Genomic DNA, 16,220 nt, shown 5'->3' on the forward strand with positions numbered 1-16,220 from the left:
CGCCGGCAGCGCCGTGTCGGGTGGCTATCCCCGCGGTCACTCAGCGTCGACCCGCGCCTTCGGACAGGAAACCCAGCAGGTCGTAGCGGGTAATCACGCCGACCGGTTTGCCTTCCTCCACCACCATCAACGCATCGCTGTCCCGCAACGCCTTTTCGGCCACGCTGACCAATTCGCCGGCCCCGATCAGCTTCAGCGGCGGGCTCATATGTTGTGACACGGCATCGGCCAGCTTGGCGCGGCCCTCGAAAACGGCCGACAGCAATTCGCGTTCGGATACGCTGCCGGCAACCTCGCCGGCCATCACCGGCGGCTCGGCGCCGACGACGGGCATCTGCGACACCCCGTACTCGCGAAGAATCCCGATCGCGTCGCGCACCGTCTCCGACGGATGGGTGTGCACCAGATCGGGCAACGCACCGGACTTGCGGCGCAACACATCACCGACGGTGGCTTCCTCGGTCGACCCGTCGAGACGGCTCCGCAAGAATCCGTAGGACGACATCCACGCGTCATTGAAGATCTTCGACATATAGCCGCGGCCGCCGTCGGGCAGCAGGACGACAACCAGCGCGTCGGGTCCGGCGGTTGCGGCAACTTTCAATGCCGCCACCACCGCCATCCCACACGACCCGCCCACCAGTAGCGCTTCCTCGCGGGCCAGCCGCCTGGTCATGTCGAACGAGTCGGCGTCTGACACCGCGATGATCTCGTCGGGAACCGAAGGGTCGTAGGCCGCCGGCCAGAAGTCCTCGCCGACCCCCTCGACCAGATAGGGGCGGCCGGTGCCGCCCGAATACACCGATCCCTCGGGGTCGGCGCCGATGATGCGCACCCGACCTCCGGACACCTCTTTGAGATAGCGGCCCGCGCCGGTGATCGTTCCGCCGGTGCCGATGCCGGCGACGAAATGGGTGACCTTGCCGTCGGTGTCGGCCCAGATTTCCGGCCCGGTGGTGGCGTAGTGGCTGGCCGGTCCTTCGGGGTTGGCGTACTGGTCGGGCTTCCAGGCGCCGTCGATTTCCCTGACCAACCGGTCGGAGACGCTGTAGTAGCTGTCCGGGTCGGCGGGCGGCACCGCCGTCGGGCACACGACTACCTCGGCGCCGTAGGCGCGCAACACATTTCGCTTGTCCTCACTGACCTTGTCGGGACAGACGAACACGCACCGGTACCCGCGGCGCTGAGCCACCAACGCCAGCCCGACCCCGGTGTTGCCGGAGGTGGGTTCGACGATGGTGCCGCCCGGTCTGAGCTGTCCGCTGGCCTCCGCGGCGTCGATCATCTTCACCGCGATCCGGTCCTTGGAACTGCCACCCGGGCTGAGATATTCGATCTTTGCCGCAACGGTCGCGGCCCCGCCCGGGACGACCGAGTTCAGACGGACCAGTGGTGTGCCGCCGATGAGGTCACTGATGTGCTGCGCGATCCGCATACGTTCATGGTCTCAGGCGGTTTGGGACCGCGTACATCCAGCTGCTAGCCGGTGGCTTCCCGGATGTACTCGCCGATCTGGCGCAGCGAGCGCACCGCCTCGGGCAGCAGCGGCGCTGCGACCTGGAAGTCGTGCACCTGGCCGGGCCAGACCCGAAGCTCGGCGGGCACGCCGGCCGCCGCCAGCTTGCGCGCGGCTAGCTGTGCATCGTGCAACAGCACCTCGGATCCGGACACGTGAATCAGCGTTCGCGGCAGGCCCGGCCGGATGTGCTCCAGTGGCTCGTAAAGCTCCTCGGGTTTGCCGTCGACAGCGTTGTTGGCGGCTGCGCTAGCAACCAATTCGCCGAGCGCATCGAAGGCCTTCGCCGGGAACATCGCATCGGTCTTGATGTTCGGGTGCGCTTGCTTGTTCTCCTTTGCCAGCTGTAGCAGTGGCGAGATCGCCACCAGAGCGGCCGGCTCCTCGTCCTCGTCCTGCAGCCGCTGCGCGAGCGCCAATGCGAGATAGCCGCCAGCGGAGTCGCCGGCCAGTACTATCTGCTCCGGGTCGTAACCTAACAGCCGCAGCCAACGGTAGCCGTCGTGACAGTCGTCGAGCGCCATCCCGATCGAGTGCTTGGGCATCAGCCGATAGTTGACGATCAGGACGGGCGAATCAGCAAACTGTGAGAGCAACTCGACGAGCCGTCCGTGCGAGTTTGCTCCACAGGTCAAGAACGCGCCGCCGTGCAGATACAGAACCACTCGCCGGGTGCCGTCCGCGGGCAGCACGCCGCGCGCCCGGACCAGTTGCGCCGACGCATTCGGCAAGCTCACTGAGGCCCTGACGGTTACTGGTGCCGGAAGCAGCATCTTGGCCGCGTGGTCGATCAGGCCCCATGGCCACGGCACATGCGGAACGTAGCTACCCACAGTGAGGACGGGCCGGATCGTCAGCCGCGACGTCAGCGTAGCAACTCGCGCAGCAATACTTGGGCCAGACTCGACGACCTCAACCGGAGCGCCGTCGCTGATGGCAAATCTACGTGCCTGTAGTCTACGTGCCTTGAGCACGTCGCGTGGGCGAATCGGATGTCTGGGGGAACCGGATACCCTGTTCGGTGCCGTCATGCTCAACACTTCCTACGCCGTTGTAGTCCGATACAGCATGTGACGAAAAGGTTGAGCGTCCGGTTCACCTGCGCCCCCGAGGCGGTCAGCCAACTCGTCCGACTTAGCTTGACAGCATATTCCCGAGCCAACGATCGTAGCGTCTGATTCGATATCACAATTGATCCGCACCGTAATTCACCTGTTTTGTCAGCTACCCGCGCAAACAGCGAAGCCGATCTAAACTGGTCTCGTGGGCATAAGCGTGCCGCGACGTTCGACTATCGCTTTGGCCACAGCAGGTGCACTTGCCTCGACGGGCACGGCTTATCTGGGCGCACGTAACTTGCTGGTCGGCCAGGCGACACACGTGCGCACGGTCATTCCCCGAGCCTGCGACATGCCGCCTCGTGCCGATGGCGTTTACACCCGCGGCGGCGGGCCGGTGCAACGGTGGCGCCGCGGAACACCGTTCGACCTGCACCTGATGATGTTCGGCGACTCGACGGCGTGCGGATACGGATGTACCAGCGGCGAGGAAGTCCCGGGGGTGCTGATCGCACGCAAACTCGCCGAGCAGACCGGCAAGCGGGTCCGGTTGAGCACCAAAGCCATCGTCGGCGCCACCTCGAAAGGCGTTAGCGGTCAAGTCGATGCGATGTTCGTGGCCGGACCGCCGCCGGACGCGGCGGTGATCATCATCGGCGCCAACGACGTCACGTCCCTCAACCGCATCGGAGAATCCGCCGAGCGGCTGGCCTCATCGGTGCGCAGACTGCGCGCCCGCGGCGCGGCCGTGGTCGTCGGCACCTGTCCCGACTTCGGCGTCATCACGGCCATCCCGCAGCCGCTGCGTTCCCTGGCACACACCCGTGCCACGCGGCTGGCCCGCGCCCAGACCGTCGCGGTCAAAGCTGCCGGTGGGGTGCCGGTGCCGTTGGCACACCTGCTCGCGCCCCAATTCCGGGCCGCTCCCGAAGGCATGTTCTCCGCCGACCGATACCACCCGTCGGCCACCGCCTACGCGTTGGCAGCCGACCAGCTGTTGCTCGCCCTGCGCGACGCGCTGGGCGGAAAGATCGCCCGCCCGGGGGGTGAGCTGCCATTCCGACCCGCTGCGCCGGCACGCGGGTGTGAGCCCACCCGAGGCAGCATCATGTCGCGGCTATGGCGGCGTCCGCTGCCGACCGTGCCCGCAGCCGTCGCCGCACCGGCCGGGGGCTGAGCTCGGCCGGGGTCGTCTAGCCCGCCAGCTCGGGGGTGGCCGCTTCGCGGGTCGCATCGTCGCCAGGCCCAACCCAATCGCCGGACTCCTCCTCGCCCCGCTTCGCGGGCCGCATCGTCGCCAAGCTAGATTTTGCTTCGCACACCCCAATGGAGGGAGTCCGTCATGCCGGAAGCCGTCATCGTCTCAACCGCCCGCTCGCCCATCGGCCGCGCCATGAAAGGCTCGCTGGTCACCATGCGGCCCGACGACCTGGCCGTGCAGATAGTGCGTGCCGCACTGGACAAGGTCCCCGCGCTGAACCCACACCAGATCGACGACCTGATCATGGGCTGTGGTCTACCCGGCGGCGAGTCGGGCTTCAACATCGCGCGCGTCGTCGCGGTTGCGCTCGGCTATGACTTCTTGCCGGGCACCACGGTCAACCGGTACTGCTCGTCGTCGTTGCAGACCACCCGAATGGCATTCCACGCGATCAAGGCCGGCGAAGGCGACGCATTCATCTCCGCGGGGGTGGAGACAGTTTCCCGGTTCGGCAAGGGCAACTCCGACTCCTGGCCGGACACCAAGAACCCGATCTTCGACGAGGCCCAGGAACGCTCCACTGCTGCGGCCGCCGGCGCCGACGAATGGCACGACCCCCGCGCCGACGGCAAGCTGCCCGACGTCTATATCGCGATGGGCCAGACCGCGGAAAACGTCGCAATCCTCACCGGCATCTCCCGCGAAGACCAGGACCACTGGGGTGTACGCAGCCAGAACCGCGCCGAGGAGGCGATCAAGAGCGGCTTCTTCCAGCGCGAGATCACCCCGGTCAGGCTCCCGGACGGCAGCACGGTCAGCGCTGACGACGGCCCCCGGGCCGGTACCACCTACGAGAAGGTGAGCGAGCTCAAACCGGTGTTCCGGCCCAACGGCACCGTGACCGCCGGGAACGCCTGCCCACTCAACGACGGCGCAGCGGCGGTGGTGATCACCAGCGACACCAAGGCCAAGGAGCTCGGTCTGACGCCCTTGGCACGCATCGTGTCCACCGGCGTCAGCGGTTTGTCCCCTGAGATCATGGGCCTCGGCCCGATCGAGGCCTGCAAGAAGGCACTCGAACGAGCTGGCATGTCCATCAACGACATTGACCTGGTCGAAATCAACGAAGCCTTCGCCGTGCAGGTGCTGGGATCGGCCCGCGAGCTGGGCATCGACGAGGACAAGCTGAACGTCTCGGGCGGAGCGATCGCCCTGGGACACCCGTTCGGCATGACCGGCGCACGCATCACCACCACCCTGCTGAACAACCTGCAGACCCACGACAAGGCATTCGGTCTGGAGACGATGTGCGTGGGCGGCGGCCAGGGCATGGCGATGGTGATCGAGCGGCTCAGTTAGCTGTTAGCGGAGCTCCGGCCAGCCGATCGAGCCAGCGTTTTGGCCGGGTCGAGTGTGCGTTCTGGGCGTTCACCGTGCGTCTGGGGTGAAGACACGCCGACCGGCGACGCCACCACCGCACACTCGACGCCACCACCGCACACAGCGCAGCAAAAAGCCGGCACGTACGTGCCGGCTTTTTGTCGCCCGATCTAATCGTTCTGCAGATAGCTGAGCAGGCGCAGGATCTCGATGTAAAGCCAGACCAGCGTGACGGTCAGGCCGAGGGCAATACCCCATGCCGCCTTATCCGGCGCTCCCGCGCGGATCATCTGGTCAGCCGCGTCGAAGTCGATCAGGAAGCTGAACGCCGCGATACCGATGCACACCAGCGAGAAGATGATGCCCAGCGGACCGGGGCTGCGCAGGCCCAAACCCTCGCCGCCGCCGACATGGAACATCGCCAGCACGAAGTTGCCGAGCATCAGGAATAGCACGCCGAACAGGGCAGCGACCACCATCCGGGTGAACTTGGGCGTCACCCGAATGGCCCCGGTCTTGTACACGATGAGCATGCCGAAGAACACGCCCAGAGTGCCCAGGACCGCTTCTCCGATGAGCATTCCGGCATTGGCCGAACCCACCGAGAAGTTGGCCATGACGAACGAGAAGGCTCCCAGGAACAGGCCTTCGAGTCCGGCGTAGGTGAGCACGATCGCCGGGTTGTCCTGTTTGCGACCGAAGGTGGCCACCAGCACCAGCGCCAACCCGCCGAGCGCGCCGATCAGGGTCAGCGGCATCGCAAGGTTGAGGTTCTGGGCGACCAGGAAGTAGGAGACCACGGCGCTGGCCGTCAGCGTGGCCAAGGTCAGGCCGGTCTTGGTGACGACGTCGTCAATGGTCAGCGGGCGCGCAGCCCGGGTTTCCTGGTAGGGAGCAGGGTAAGGGTCGGCCGGGTATCCCGGCTGGGCCAGGCCCGGACCGAATTGTGCGTATCCGCCCCTCTGCTTCGGCAGCGAACGAAATACCGGGTTACTTGTCTCCCGCACCGTCGGATCCTCTCTTGTGGCTCCACATATGACTACAGCTTCGGAAGCTTCGGACTTCAGCTTCGAGTTGTGCGAACACCTGCTCAACGATCAGTGGCCCGGCCGGGTTCCCAGCGGAGCTGCTGTTTTGTCGTCCGGCTCAAGATAAACCTTAGCCCCGCGGGCACCCCGGGGCGAGTCACGATCTAGATTGCTCGTCAAACTCATGGGCAGACTTGGGACGGATTCCTGCGATTGGAGACTAGGGCGTGACTGAGGCCGTGACGGGCGAATCCGACGAAGTTCTGACCCAGGTCGACGGTGGCGTCGGCTTGATTACCCTCAACCGCCCTAAGGCGATCAATTCGCTGAACCAGACGATGGTGGACCTGCTGAGCACGGTGCTCATTCGTTGGGAAGGCGACGACGAAGTCCGTGCCGTGGTGGTTTCGGGGGCCGGCGAACGCGGCTTGTGCGCGGGCGGCGACGTCGTCGCGGTCTACCACAGCGCCCGCAAGGACGGTGTCGAGGCGCGGCGGTTCTGGCGCGCCGAGTACTTGATGAACGGCCAGATCGGCCGGTTCTCCAAGCCGTACGTGGCGCTGATGGACGGCATCGTGATGGGCGGCGGCGTGGGCGTCAGCGCCCACGGCGACGTCAGGGTGGTCACCGACACTTCCAAGGTCGCGATGCCCGAGGTCGGCATCGGGTTCATCCCCGACGTGGGTGGGGTGTATCTGCTGTCCCGGGCGCCGGGCGCGCTGGGTTTGCACGCCGCGTTGACCGGAGCGTCGTTTTCCGGAGCCGACGCCATCGCGATGGGCTTTGCCGACCACTACGTGCCGCACGCCGACCTCGACGCGTTCCGCGCCGCGATCACCTCCGACGGCGTGGCGAGCGCACTTGCCCACTACACCGTCGACCCTCCACCCAGTGAGCTTGCCGCACAACGCGATTGGATCGACGAGTGCTACACCGGCGATACCGTCGCCGAGATCGTCGCCGAGCTGCGCGACCATGGTTCACAACCGGCTAACGACGCCGCCGAGCTGATCGCCACCCGCTCCCCCATCGCGCTGTCGGTGACGTTGGAGGCAGTTCGCCGCGCCGCCACCATGGAAACGCTGGAAGACGTTCTGCTCCAAGACTATCGGGTGTCGTCGGCATCGCTGCGCTCCCACGATCTGGTGGAAGGCATCCGCGCGCAACTGATCGACAAGGACCGCAAGCCGAAATGGTCGCCGTCGGCACTGGCCGAGATCACCAAGGCTGACGTGGCAGCGTATTTCGAGCCGGTCGATGACGACTTGAGCTTCTAGGAAGGCAATCCATGGGATACGAAACGATTCTGGTCGAGCGCGACGAGCGGGTCGGCACCATCACGCTGAACCGCCCGCAGGCGCTGAATGCGCTCAACAGCCGGGTGATGAACGAAGTAACCAGCGCGGCAACGGAATTGGACAACGATCCGGGCATTGGGGCGATCGTCATCACCGGCTCCGCCAAGGCGTTCGCAGCGGGGGCCGACATCAAGGAAATGGCCGGGTTGACGTTCGCCGACGCGTTTGACGCCGATTTCTTCGCCGCCTGGGGCAAACTCGCCGCCGTGCGTACTCCGACGATCGCTGCGGTGGCCGGATATGCGCTGGGCGGCGGCTGCGAGCTGGCCATGATGTGCGACCTACTGATCGCCGCCGATACCGCCAAGTTCGGCCAGCCGGAGATCAAGCTCGGTGTGCTGCCCGGTATGGGGGGCTCGCAGCGATTGACCCGGGCCATCGGCAAGGCCAAGGCCATGGATCTCATCCTGACCGGGCGCACCATCGATGCCGCCGAGGCCGAGCGCAGTGGCCTGGTTTCGCGGGTGGTGCCGGCCGATGACCTGCTGACCGAGGCCAGGGCCGTCGCCAGCACCATCTCGCAGCTGTCACGGTCAGCCACCCGGATGGCCAAAGAGGCCGTCAACCGAGCCTTCGAATCGACTCTGGCCGAGGGACTGCTCTACGAACGCCGGCTCTTCCATTCCACGTTCGCCACCGACGATCAATCGGAAGGCATGGCGGCCTTCATCGAGAAGCGGCTGCCTCATTTCACCCATCGATGAGCGAACCGCATTCTGCGACGAGCACCGACACCGGCCCGGAACCGAAAACCGCCGGCGCCGAGTCGTCCGCCGTCCCGGCCGCGAAAACGCCTGAGCCGCAAGCGGTTCGCAACGCGTGGTGGATACGCCACTACACCTTCACCGGCACCGCGCTCGGGTTGATTTTCCTGTGGTTCTCCATGACGCCGTCACTGCTGCCGCGCGGTCCGCTCTACCAGGGTCTGGTCAGCGGCATCTCGGGCGCCATCGGGTATGGCTTGGGCGTCTTCACGGTCTGGCTGGTCCGGTATATGCGCTCGCAGAATTTCAGCCCGCCACCACCGCGCTGGGTGTGGCTGCCGCTGATCGCGGTCGGCGCGGTCGGCATGGTCCTGATGGCGATCTGGTTCCACGTCTGGCAGGACGACGTGCGCGACCTGATGGGTGTCGAGCACCTGAAGTGGTACGACTACCCGCTGGCCGCGGCCGTATCGCTGATCGCGCTATTCACTCTTGTCGAGATCGGCCAGTTCATCCGGCGGCTGTTCGGTTTTCTGGTGGGGCAAGTCGACCGGATCGCGCCGTTCCGGGTATCGGCGACCATCGTGGTGGTCCTGCTGGTGGCGCTGACGATCACGCTGCTCAACGGTGTCGTGCTCAAGTTCGCGATGCGCTCCATGAACAGCACCTTTGCCTCCGTCAACGAGGAGATGAACCCCAACACGGCGCCGCCGAAGACGTCGCTGCGATCGGGCGGCCCGCAGTCACTGGTGACGTGGGACTCGCTGGGTCACCAGGGCCGCATCTTCGTCGAGGCCGGTCCCACCGTCGCCGAACTGACCAAGTTCAACGGAACCCCGGCGACCGAGCCGATCCGGGCCTACGCCGGCTTGGACTCGGCCAACGGAATTACGGAGACGGCCGAGCTGGCAGCGCGCGAATTGCAGCGCACCGGCGGTCTACAACGCACTGTCGTCGCCGTCGCGACCACCACCGGCACCGGCTGGATCAACGAGGCCGAAGCCGACGCGCTGGAGTACATCTACAACGGCAACACCGCGATCGTGAGCATGCAGTATTCGTACCTGCCGAGTTGGTTGTCGTTCCTGGTCGACAAGGAGAACGCCCGGCATGCCGGGCAGGCCCTGTTCGAGGCGGTCGACAAGTTGATCCGGCAGATGCCGGAATTCAAGCGTCCCAAGCTGGTGGTGTTCGGTGAGAGTCTCGGATCCTTCGGCGGCGAGGCGCCGTTCATGACTCTCGACAATGTCCTCGCCCGCACCGACGGCGCCTTGTTCAGCGGCCCGACCTTCAACAACACCATTTGGAATGACTTGACCTCTACCCGCGATCCCGGTTCACCGGAGTGGCTGCCGATTTATCACCACGGCGCCAATGTGCGGTTCGTGGCGCGCCCGAGTGATCTGCGACGTCCGGACGAGCCGTGGGGGCGGCCGCGCGTGGTCTATCTGCAGCACGCCTCGGATCCGATCGCGTGGTGGACGCCCGACCTGTTGTTCAAGAAGCCCGACTGGCTGCGCGAACCGCGCGGTTACGACGTGCTGCCGCAGACCCGCTGGATCCCGGTGGTGACGTTCCTGCAAGTCACCGCCGACATGGCGGTGGCAGTGGAGGTGCCGCCAGGACACGGGCACCACTACGTCGCCGATGCGGCCGACGCCTGGGCCGCGATACTGTCGCCACCCGGCTGGACGCAGCAGATGACCGAGCGCCTACGGCCGGTGCTGCACTCCGACGCCAAGCCGCTCGGCTCGTCAGGCTGAGCGGCCCCGCGGCTTCAAGTCGGCGAGCACGCCGGCGGCGGCCAGCGCGTGGTAGCCACCGATGACGTCGGTGGCGCGGTGCAGCCCGAGGTCCAGCAGCGCGGCCGCCGCCAGGCTGGAGGTGTAGCCCTCCGAGCACAGGATCACCCATTCGACGTCGTCGTCGACGGCATGCGGCAGGCGGGCGTCGCTGGTCGGGTCACACCGCCATTCCAGGACGTTGCGTTCGATCGCCAACGCACCCGGCACCTCCCCCTCAAACGCCCGCTGGGCCTGCGGGCGGATGTCGACGAGCACCGCACCGCGTCGCAACGCTTGGGGCAGCTCGGCGGCGGGCAGCCGCCGATACCGGCTACGCGCGGTGTCCAGTATCCGATCGATCCGGCTCATCACGACTTTTCGGGTTGGCCGGTCAACTCGGTGCGCCGGCGGCGCAGCGTATTGCGTTCGGTGACTTCGTAATACGACATCGCCGTCAGCGGCGGCGAATATGCGTGCACGCTCAACGTCGGCGGTATGGCAGCCGACAGTGGCTCGACGGCCGGCTGGGTAACGGGCACTTTCCGCGGCGCCCACACCACGTCGTGCACCCAGCCCAGCGGGAACCCGGCCTGATCGCCGGCATCGAGCCGGCGGCGTCGCAACCGCCGGCCGTCCCACCGGTATTCGTTGAGCGACCCGGACAGCACCGTCAGCGCCCCGATCGAACCGCCATGGTCGTGCAATTCGGTGGCGTGCCCGGCCACCCAGCTGATCAGCCAGATATCGAGGTCGTCGTCCCCGTGAACCCGGGCAAACCAGCGCTCCGTCTCGGGCAGGCCGCCCCGGGGCAGCAGGTGGTCATAGCGCCCGCTGAGCACGTCGTCGGCGACTTGGTCGGTGGCGTGCAACAGGTCGGGCACCCGCAGCCAGGTGGGCCCGGGGAACGGCGATGCAACGGCAGGTGAGGTGAGAAGTGGCATAGCCATGGAAGGGACTCCAATGTGCGAAAACGGATCGGGTTATCGGCGGCAGGTCAGGGCCGACAACACTCGAAAAATCCGACGCACTTCATCACGGCCGCCAGTGTTGCATAAATTGGCACCATGCGCGGATCGCGACCTCGGGGCCCGGCGTGCGCCTACCTGTGGGGGCCGCTGGTTGTCGCGGCGAGCGTGTCGGTTGTCACTGGCTGCTGGCACACCGGCGGCGATAGGACCGCGTCGTCGTCTTCGGCCAAGTCGTCGGCGCTATCACCAACCGCCCCGAGTTCGCTGCCGCCGGGTGTTGTCGGGGTCTCACCCACCGGCGTGACGACCCGGGTCGACGTGCCCGCCGAGTCGACCGAGGAGCAATACTTCCAGGCCTGCCATGCCGCCAAGGTGTGGATGCAGACCCAGCCCGTCACCGGCGAGGCCGTGATCGAGCCGTACCTGGCGATGGTGCAGGCCTCGCAATCCGGCGTTGCCGGCAGCTGGAACATCCGCTGGGCGGAACTGACCCCGGCGCGTCAGGCGGCGGTGATCGTGGCGGCGGTCGCGGCGGCCAACAACGAATGCGGGTAGCCATGTTCCAGCCGGTCGCGCAATTGCGATCACGGCTGCAAGAAACTGCCGACCGGTTCCGCGGGAGCCATGAAGGCCACGCAGAATGAAGGGATGACCGGGCCAGCAGCCGTGCGCGTGCGCGGATCGTCTCCGAGTCGCGTCGCGTTGGCGCTCGGTAGCGGCGGCGCCCGTGGTTACGCCCACATCGGGGTGATCCAGACGCTGCGGGAGCGCGGCTACGACATCGTCGGGATCGCCGGCTCCTCCATGGGGGCGCTGGTCGGCGGCCTGCACGCGGCCGGGCGGCTGGAGGAGTTCACCGACTGGGCGAAGTCGTTGACACAACGCACCATTCTGCGACTGCTGGACCCGTCCATTACCGCGGCCGGAGTGCTGCGGGCCGAGAAGATCCTGGACGCGGTGCGCGACATCCTCGGCCCGGTCACCATCGAACAGCTGCCGATCCCCTATACGGCGGTGGCGACGGACCTGTTGGCGGGCAAGTCGGTGTGGTTTCAGCGCGGACCTCTCGACGAGGCCATCCGCGCGTCGATCGCGATACCCGGGGTCATCGCCCCGCACGAACTCGATGGGCGCCTACTCGCCGACGGCGGCATCCTGGATCCGCTGCCGATCGCGCCGATCGCCGCGGTCAATGCCGACCTGACCATCGCGGTCAGCCTCAACGGCAGCGAAGCGGGGTTGCCACGCGGCTCCGAACCCGGGGTCACCGCCGAGTGGTTGAACCGGGTGGTCCGCAGCACCTCGGCGCTGTTGGACGTCAGCGCCGCCCGGGCCCTACTCGACCGGCCGACGGCGCGCGCGGTGCTGAGCCGGTTCGGCGGGGGGTCCCAGGAACCGGATGCCTGGTCGGATGCCGACGAGGGCGAGGACGCCGACACCGCGGACACCGCACCCGAAGTCCCGAAAATGGGCGGCTTCGAGGTGATGAACCGATCCATCGACATCGCCCAGTCCGCGCTGGCACGCCACACGCTGGCGGCCTATCCCGCCGACCTGCTGATCGAGGTGCCGCGTGCGACCTGCCGAAGCCTGGAGTTCCACCGGGCCGTCGAGGTGATCGCCACGGGTCGGGCCCTGGCCGCGCGTGCCCTCGATGCGCTCGAAGCCGCCGACGAGCAACAGTCGGCCCCGCCGGCGATCGAGGGTTGAATCAGACACCCAGGAAGCGGGCGAGGGCCGCCGCTTCCCGACGGCCCTGTTCTCGCCCCGCCATGGCCGAAGCTGCGCGGCAACGCGGATCCAGCGGGTTGGGCCCGAACGCCGCCAGCGACTCCTCGTCGGCGAACACCGCGAATGCGCTGCCCGGGAAGGCCGCGATCTCGGCGGCCGGTCCCGGGCCGAACGGGGACGGCGTCTCCGCGCCGGACGGCACCAAGGCCACCGCCACCGCGCAGTCGTCGGCGACGCCGAGGTTGACCGAGCTGGCCACGCCGCCGTCCATGTAGCGGCGGCCCGCGATCGTCACCGGCGGCCAGGCTCCCGGCACCGCACAGCTGGCGGCCACCGCATCGACAAGGTCGACACCCGAGTGGCGGTCGAAGACCACCAATTCGCCTGTGGCGGTGTCGATTGCGGTAACACGCAGGTCCCGGTCCGGCCAGTGGTGAGCCGGTAGGCGTTGGGCGATCACCGCACGGCGAACCGGCTCGGGAACGGTATGCGTCGCCAGCGCCACGGCCCCGATCCGCTGCAGTGGCCCGCGCTCCCCCGGCTCCCGCAGGGCCTGCAGGAACAGCGCGGTGATGGCGTCGATGTCGACGCCGGGGTCGATCTCGGTCGACGTCTCGGCGAGCTGCAGATCGAACAGGTCTTCCAGGCGCCGACCGCTGCCGATCTGCGCCGCCACCGCCGATCCGGCCGATGTCCCCAGCAGTACGTCCGAATCCAGCAACAGCCGGGCCGCCGGCGGCGACTGCTCGGCGACGCCGCGCAGAACACCTGTCTCCCAAGCGATTCCGGCCAGGCCGCCGCCGGCCAGCACGAGCGCCCGTCTGCCTACCACCTCGGCCTACTCTGCCATCACCGACGAGCCAAGATCTGACCGCCGCAGCAGCCGACCGGGCGGATCCGGCAGCACCACATCGCGGGTCAGCTGCAGCGCGGCGTCGACATGGACCAACTCGCCCGGGCCGAGCAACGACCAACGCGGATCCTCGTCCATCGGCTCGGTGGCGAAAACCACCGACGGCCGAGTGCACAGGTGCGCCGACCACGCGCGAATTCGGTTGCTGCGCAGGTGAAATTCCGGACCGCATAACGACGGATCGCGCCGGTCCAGCAGATAGAGCTCATGAGAGTCCGGATAACGCAGCGCCCACATGTCGGTGGCGGTGCTGAGCAGCACGTTGACGGCGTAGATCGGCACGTTCGCGGCTAACCATTGCAAGGCGTCGACCAGGCCGGCTGACTGGTCGCCGCCGTGAGCGCGGATCGTGGCGGTGATCAACGCGAACACCCGCTCGGAATCGGTCTGGCCGAGCACCAGGTCCGCGGCGCCGAGTTCGCGGAGTCGTCCGTCGATCACGTCCAGGCCCTCGACCACGCCGTTGTGCGCGAACATCCGGCCGTCCTGCAAGAACGGGTGGGTGTTGCGGACGTCGCGCGAACCGGTCGTCGCGTAGCGCACGTGAGCGAGGAACGTCGTGCCGGACAGCTCGCGAGCCTCGGTCGCGAACGCGGTGTCATGCCAAGCCGCCATGGGCTCCTTGTGCAACTGCGGCCGACCGTGTTCGTCGAACACCCCCGCCCCGGTGCCGTCGGGGTTTCTGCGGCTTTGCCTTGCCAGACTGTCCGGGGCGTCCAGCAACCAAAAAGTCGCCGTGGCAACCTCATTCCCGGCGTGCAGGCCAAAGAGTCGGCACATGGCCTCGACGTTACCCAATCTGAAGTCGCCGGCCCCGGCGCACTCGGCACGCACCGGCAGTCATGAGTGCCGCCGTCCGGTGTGGTCAAATACGGGCTAGCGCTCGGTGGCGTCCCGGTTGCCGGCGGCATATCAGGTGGGAGGCCACCCATGGCAGCTGCTGACCTCGTGATCCGCGGCGCGGTACTGACCGTCGATGACGCGCGACCGACCGCCGAAGCCCTCGCCGTCAACGACGGGCGGATCGTCGCGGTGGGCAACTGGTCGGATGTCGAGGGCTGGGTCGGCTCCGACACGCCGGTCGTCGACCTCGGATCGGGCTGTGTCATGCCGGGGCTGGTGGAGGCGCACGGGCATCCGCTGCTGGAGTCCATGGTGCTGTCGAACCGGATGGTCGACATCCGCCCGGTGACGGTCCGCGACGCGGGCGAGGTGGTCGGCGCGATTCGGCGGGAAGTCGCCGCACGAGGTGCGACGGGCGCGTACCTGTTCGGCTGGGATCCGCTGCTGCAACCAGGTCTCCCGGAAGCGACCCTGCACTGGCTCGACGATCTGGCCGCCGACACCCCGTTGGTCATCTTCCACAACTCCTGCCACAAGGCCTACTTCAACTCGACTGCCGCCAGACAGGCCGGGATCACCCGTGATACGCCAAACCCCAAGGGCGCCAAGTACGGTCGCGACGCCAACGGCGAGCTCGATGGCACCGCCGAGGAAACCGCAGCGTTGTTGCCACTGGTCGCCGGAGCGATCAACCCGGCCGACTACCCCGCCATGCTGCGCGCCGAGTGCGCGCGGCTGAATCAGGCGGGCCTGACGACGTGCTCGGAGATGGCGTTCGAGCCCACCTTTCGCCCGATGCTTGCCCAGTTGAACGACGCGGGTGAGCTGACCGTTCGGCTGCGCACCTACGAGATCTCCACCGCCGCGCTGACCACCGACATGACCCCTGACAACGGCGACGACATGGTGCGCCAGGTGGGCATCAAGATCTGGGTCGACGGCTCGCCGTGGATCGGCAACATCGACCTGTCGGCTCCTTATCTCGACACCGGCGCCAGCCGCGCCATGGGCATCGCGCCGGGTTCCTGCGGGCACGCCAACTACAGCCGCGAGCAGTTGACCGAGATCGTCGACGCCTACTTCCCGCTCGGCTGGCCGATGGCCTGTCACGTCATGGGTGACGCCGGAGTCGACACCATCCTCGACGTGTACGAGGAAGCATTGCGCAAGCATCCCCGAACCGACCACCGGCTACGGCTGGAACACGCCCCGATGCTGCGCCCGGACCAACTGCGCCGCGCCGCCGACCTCGGCGTCACCGCCAGCCTGTTCGTCGACCAGATCCACTACTGGGGCGACATCCTGGTCGACGGTCTTTTCGGGCCCGAGCGCGGATCACGTTGGGCGCCGGCCGGTTCCGCGGTGGCCGCCGGGCTGCGGATATCGCTGCACAATGATCCGCCGGTCACCCCCGAAGAACCGCTGCGCAACATCAGCGTCGCGGCCACCCGTGCCGCACCGAGCGGGCGGGTACTGGCGCCCGAGGAGCGGTTGACGGTCGAGCAGGCGATCCGCGCCCAGACGCTGGACGCGGCGTGGCAGTTGTTCGCCGACGACGTGATCGGTTCGCTGGAGGTCGGCAAGTACGCCGACATGGTCGTGTTGTCGCAGGACCCGCGGACGGTCGCTCCCGAGGAGATCGCCGATCTCGAGGTACGCGCGACGTTTCTCGCCGGCCGGCAGGTGTACGGCCCGACGCTGGGCTGAGGCCGCTCCGGCGCAGTAGCCGCGCGCCG

The 16,220-nt window shown here is 67.3% G+C and carries 15 protein-coding genes; 8 read left to right on the plus strand and 7 right to left on the minus strand.

All coding sequences use genetic code 11. The annotated features are described in order from the left end of the window. Positions 1-40: 40 nt before the first annotated feature. Positions 41-1,435, minus strand: a complete 1,395-nt coding sequence (locus B4U45_RS08025; RefSeq protein ID WP_075545758.1) for a cystathionine beta-synthase — start codon at positions 1,433-1,435, stop codon at positions 41-43. A 44-nt stretch (positions 1,436-1,479) separates the two neighbouring features. Continuing rightward, positions 1,480-2,547, minus strand: coding sequence for an alpha/beta hydrolase (locus B4U45_RS08030; protein ID WP_075545759.1), 1,068 nt, complete (start codon positions 2,545-2,547; stop codon positions 1,480-1,482). 244 nt (positions 2,548-2,791) lie between these two features. Between B4U45_RS08030 and B4U45_RS08035 the strand changes: the two genes are divergently transcribed. Both B4U45_RS08035 and B4U45_RS08040 read left to right on the plus strand, forming a co-directional pair. Beyond that, positions 2,792-3,751, plus strand: coding sequence for an SGNH/GDSL hydrolase family protein (locus tag B4U45_RS08035; protein ID WP_089025268.1), 960 nt, complete (start codon positions 2,792-2,794; stop codon positions 3,749-3,751). 165 nt (positions 3,752-3,916) lie between these two features. Beyond that, positions 3,917-5,134 (plus strand): acetyl-CoA C-acetyltransferase, encoded by a 1,218-nt coding sequence (locus B4U45_RS08040; RefSeq protein WP_075545761.1) that lies wholly within the window; start codon positions 3,917-3,919, stop codon positions 5,132-5,134. A 191-nt stretch (positions 5,135-5,325) separates the two neighbouring features. On the opposite strand, the gene B4U45_RS08045 is transcribed toward B4U45_RS08040, so the two are convergent. Beyond that, the gene (locus B4U45_RS08045) at positions 5,326-6,162 is read right to left on the minus strand and encodes a Bax inhibitor-1/YccA family protein (RefSeq protein ID WP_075545762.1); all 837 of its coding nucleotides are present in this window, start codon (positions 6,160-6,162) and stop codon (positions 5,326-5,328) included. A gap of 260 nt (positions 6,163-6,422) precedes the next feature. On the opposite strand from B4U45_RS08045, the gene B4U45_RS08050 reads away from it, so the two are divergent. Genes B4U45_RS08050 through B4U45_RS08060 form a run of 3 tightly spaced genes read left to right on the plus strand, consistent with a single transcriptional unit; the run spans position 6,423 to position 10,008 of the window. Beyond that, complete coding sequence (locus tag B4U45_RS08050) at positions 6,423-7,460, plus strand: enoyl-CoA hydratase/isomerase family protein (protein WP_075545763.1); 1,038 nt, start codon at positions 6,423-6,425, stop codon at positions 7,458-7,460. A gap of 11 nt (positions 7,461-7,471) precedes the next feature. After that, positions 7,472-8,245: an enoyl-CoA hydratase gene (locus tag B4U45_RS08055; protein ID WP_075545764.1), complete on the plus strand. Its 774-nt coding sequence runs from the start codon at positions 7,472-7,474 to the stop codon at positions 8,243-8,245. Further along, complete coding sequence (locus B4U45_RS08060) at positions 8,242-10,008, plus strand: alpha/beta hydrolase (RefSeq protein ID WP_075545765.1); 1,767 nt, start codon at positions 8,242-8,244, stop codon at positions 10,006-10,008. Before B4U45_RS08055 ends, B4U45_RS08060 begins: the two co-directional genes overlap by 4 nt. Here B4U45_RS08060 and B4U45_RS08065 read toward each other — a convergent pair. Together B4U45_RS08065 and B4U45_RS08070 are read right to left on the minus strand one after the other, a co-directional pair. Beyond that, positions 10,000-10,398: a rhodanese-like domain-containing protein gene (locus tag B4U45_RS08065; RefSeq protein WP_075545766.1), complete on the minus strand. Its 399-nt coding sequence runs from the start codon at positions 10,396-10,398 to the stop codon at positions 10,000-10,002. The two genes, B4U45_RS08060 and B4U45_RS08065, sit on opposite strands and share 9 nt — an antisense overlap. Further along, positions 10,398-10,976 carry a cupin domain-containing protein gene (locus tag B4U45_RS08070; protein ID WP_082275262.1) on the minus strand — a complete coding sequence of 193 codons (579 nt, stop codon included), beginning with the start codon at positions 10,974-10,976 and terminating at the stop codon, positions 10,398-10,400. Before B4U45_RS08070 ends, B4U45_RS08065 begins: the two co-directional genes overlap by 1 nt. Positions 10,977-11,093: 117 nt before the next feature. Between B4U45_RS08070 and B4U45_RS08075 the strand changes: the two genes are divergently transcribed. Beyond that, positions 11,094-11,552, plus strand: a complete 459-nt coding sequence (locus B4U45_RS08075) for a lipoprotein LpqV (protein ID WP_075545768.1) — start codon at positions 11,094-11,096, stop codon at positions 11,550-11,552. A gap of 93 nt (positions 11,553-11,645) precedes the next feature. Continuing rightward, positions 11,646-12,707: a patatin family protein gene (locus B4U45_RS08080; protein WP_075545799.1), complete on the plus strand. Its 1,062-nt coding sequence runs from the start codon at positions 11,646-11,648 to the stop codon at positions 12,705-12,707. A 1-nt stretch (position 12,708) separates the two neighbouring features. Here B4U45_RS08080 and B4U45_RS08085 read toward each other — a convergent pair whose 3' ends face one another. Next, positions 12,709-13,560, minus strand: coding sequence for a patatin-like phospholipase family protein (locus B4U45_RS08085; RefSeq protein WP_075545769.1), 852 nt, complete (start codon positions 13,558-13,560; stop codon positions 12,709-12,711). Between the two features lie 6 nt (positions 13,561-13,566). Beyond that, positions 13,567-14,421, minus strand: a complete 855-nt coding sequence (locus B4U45_RS08090) for a class II glutamine amidotransferase (RefSeq protein WP_075545800.1) — start codon at positions 14,419-14,421, stop codon at positions 13,567-13,569. Between the two features lie 150 nt (positions 14,422-14,571). Between B4U45_RS08090 and B4U45_RS08095 the strand changes: the two genes are divergently transcribed. Beyond that, a complete protein-coding gene (locus B4U45_RS08095) occupies positions 14,572-16,191 on the plus strand; it encodes an amidohydrolase (protein ID WP_075545770.1) in 1,620 nt (539 codons plus the stop codon). The last annotated feature ends 29 nt before the right edge of the window (positions 16,192-16,220 follow it).

This window comes from Mycobacterium persicum (genome assembly GCF_002086915.1).
Classification (GTDB): Bacteria; Actinomycetota; Actinomycetes; order Mycobacteriales; family Mycobacteriaceae; genus Mycobacterium; species Mycobacterium persicum.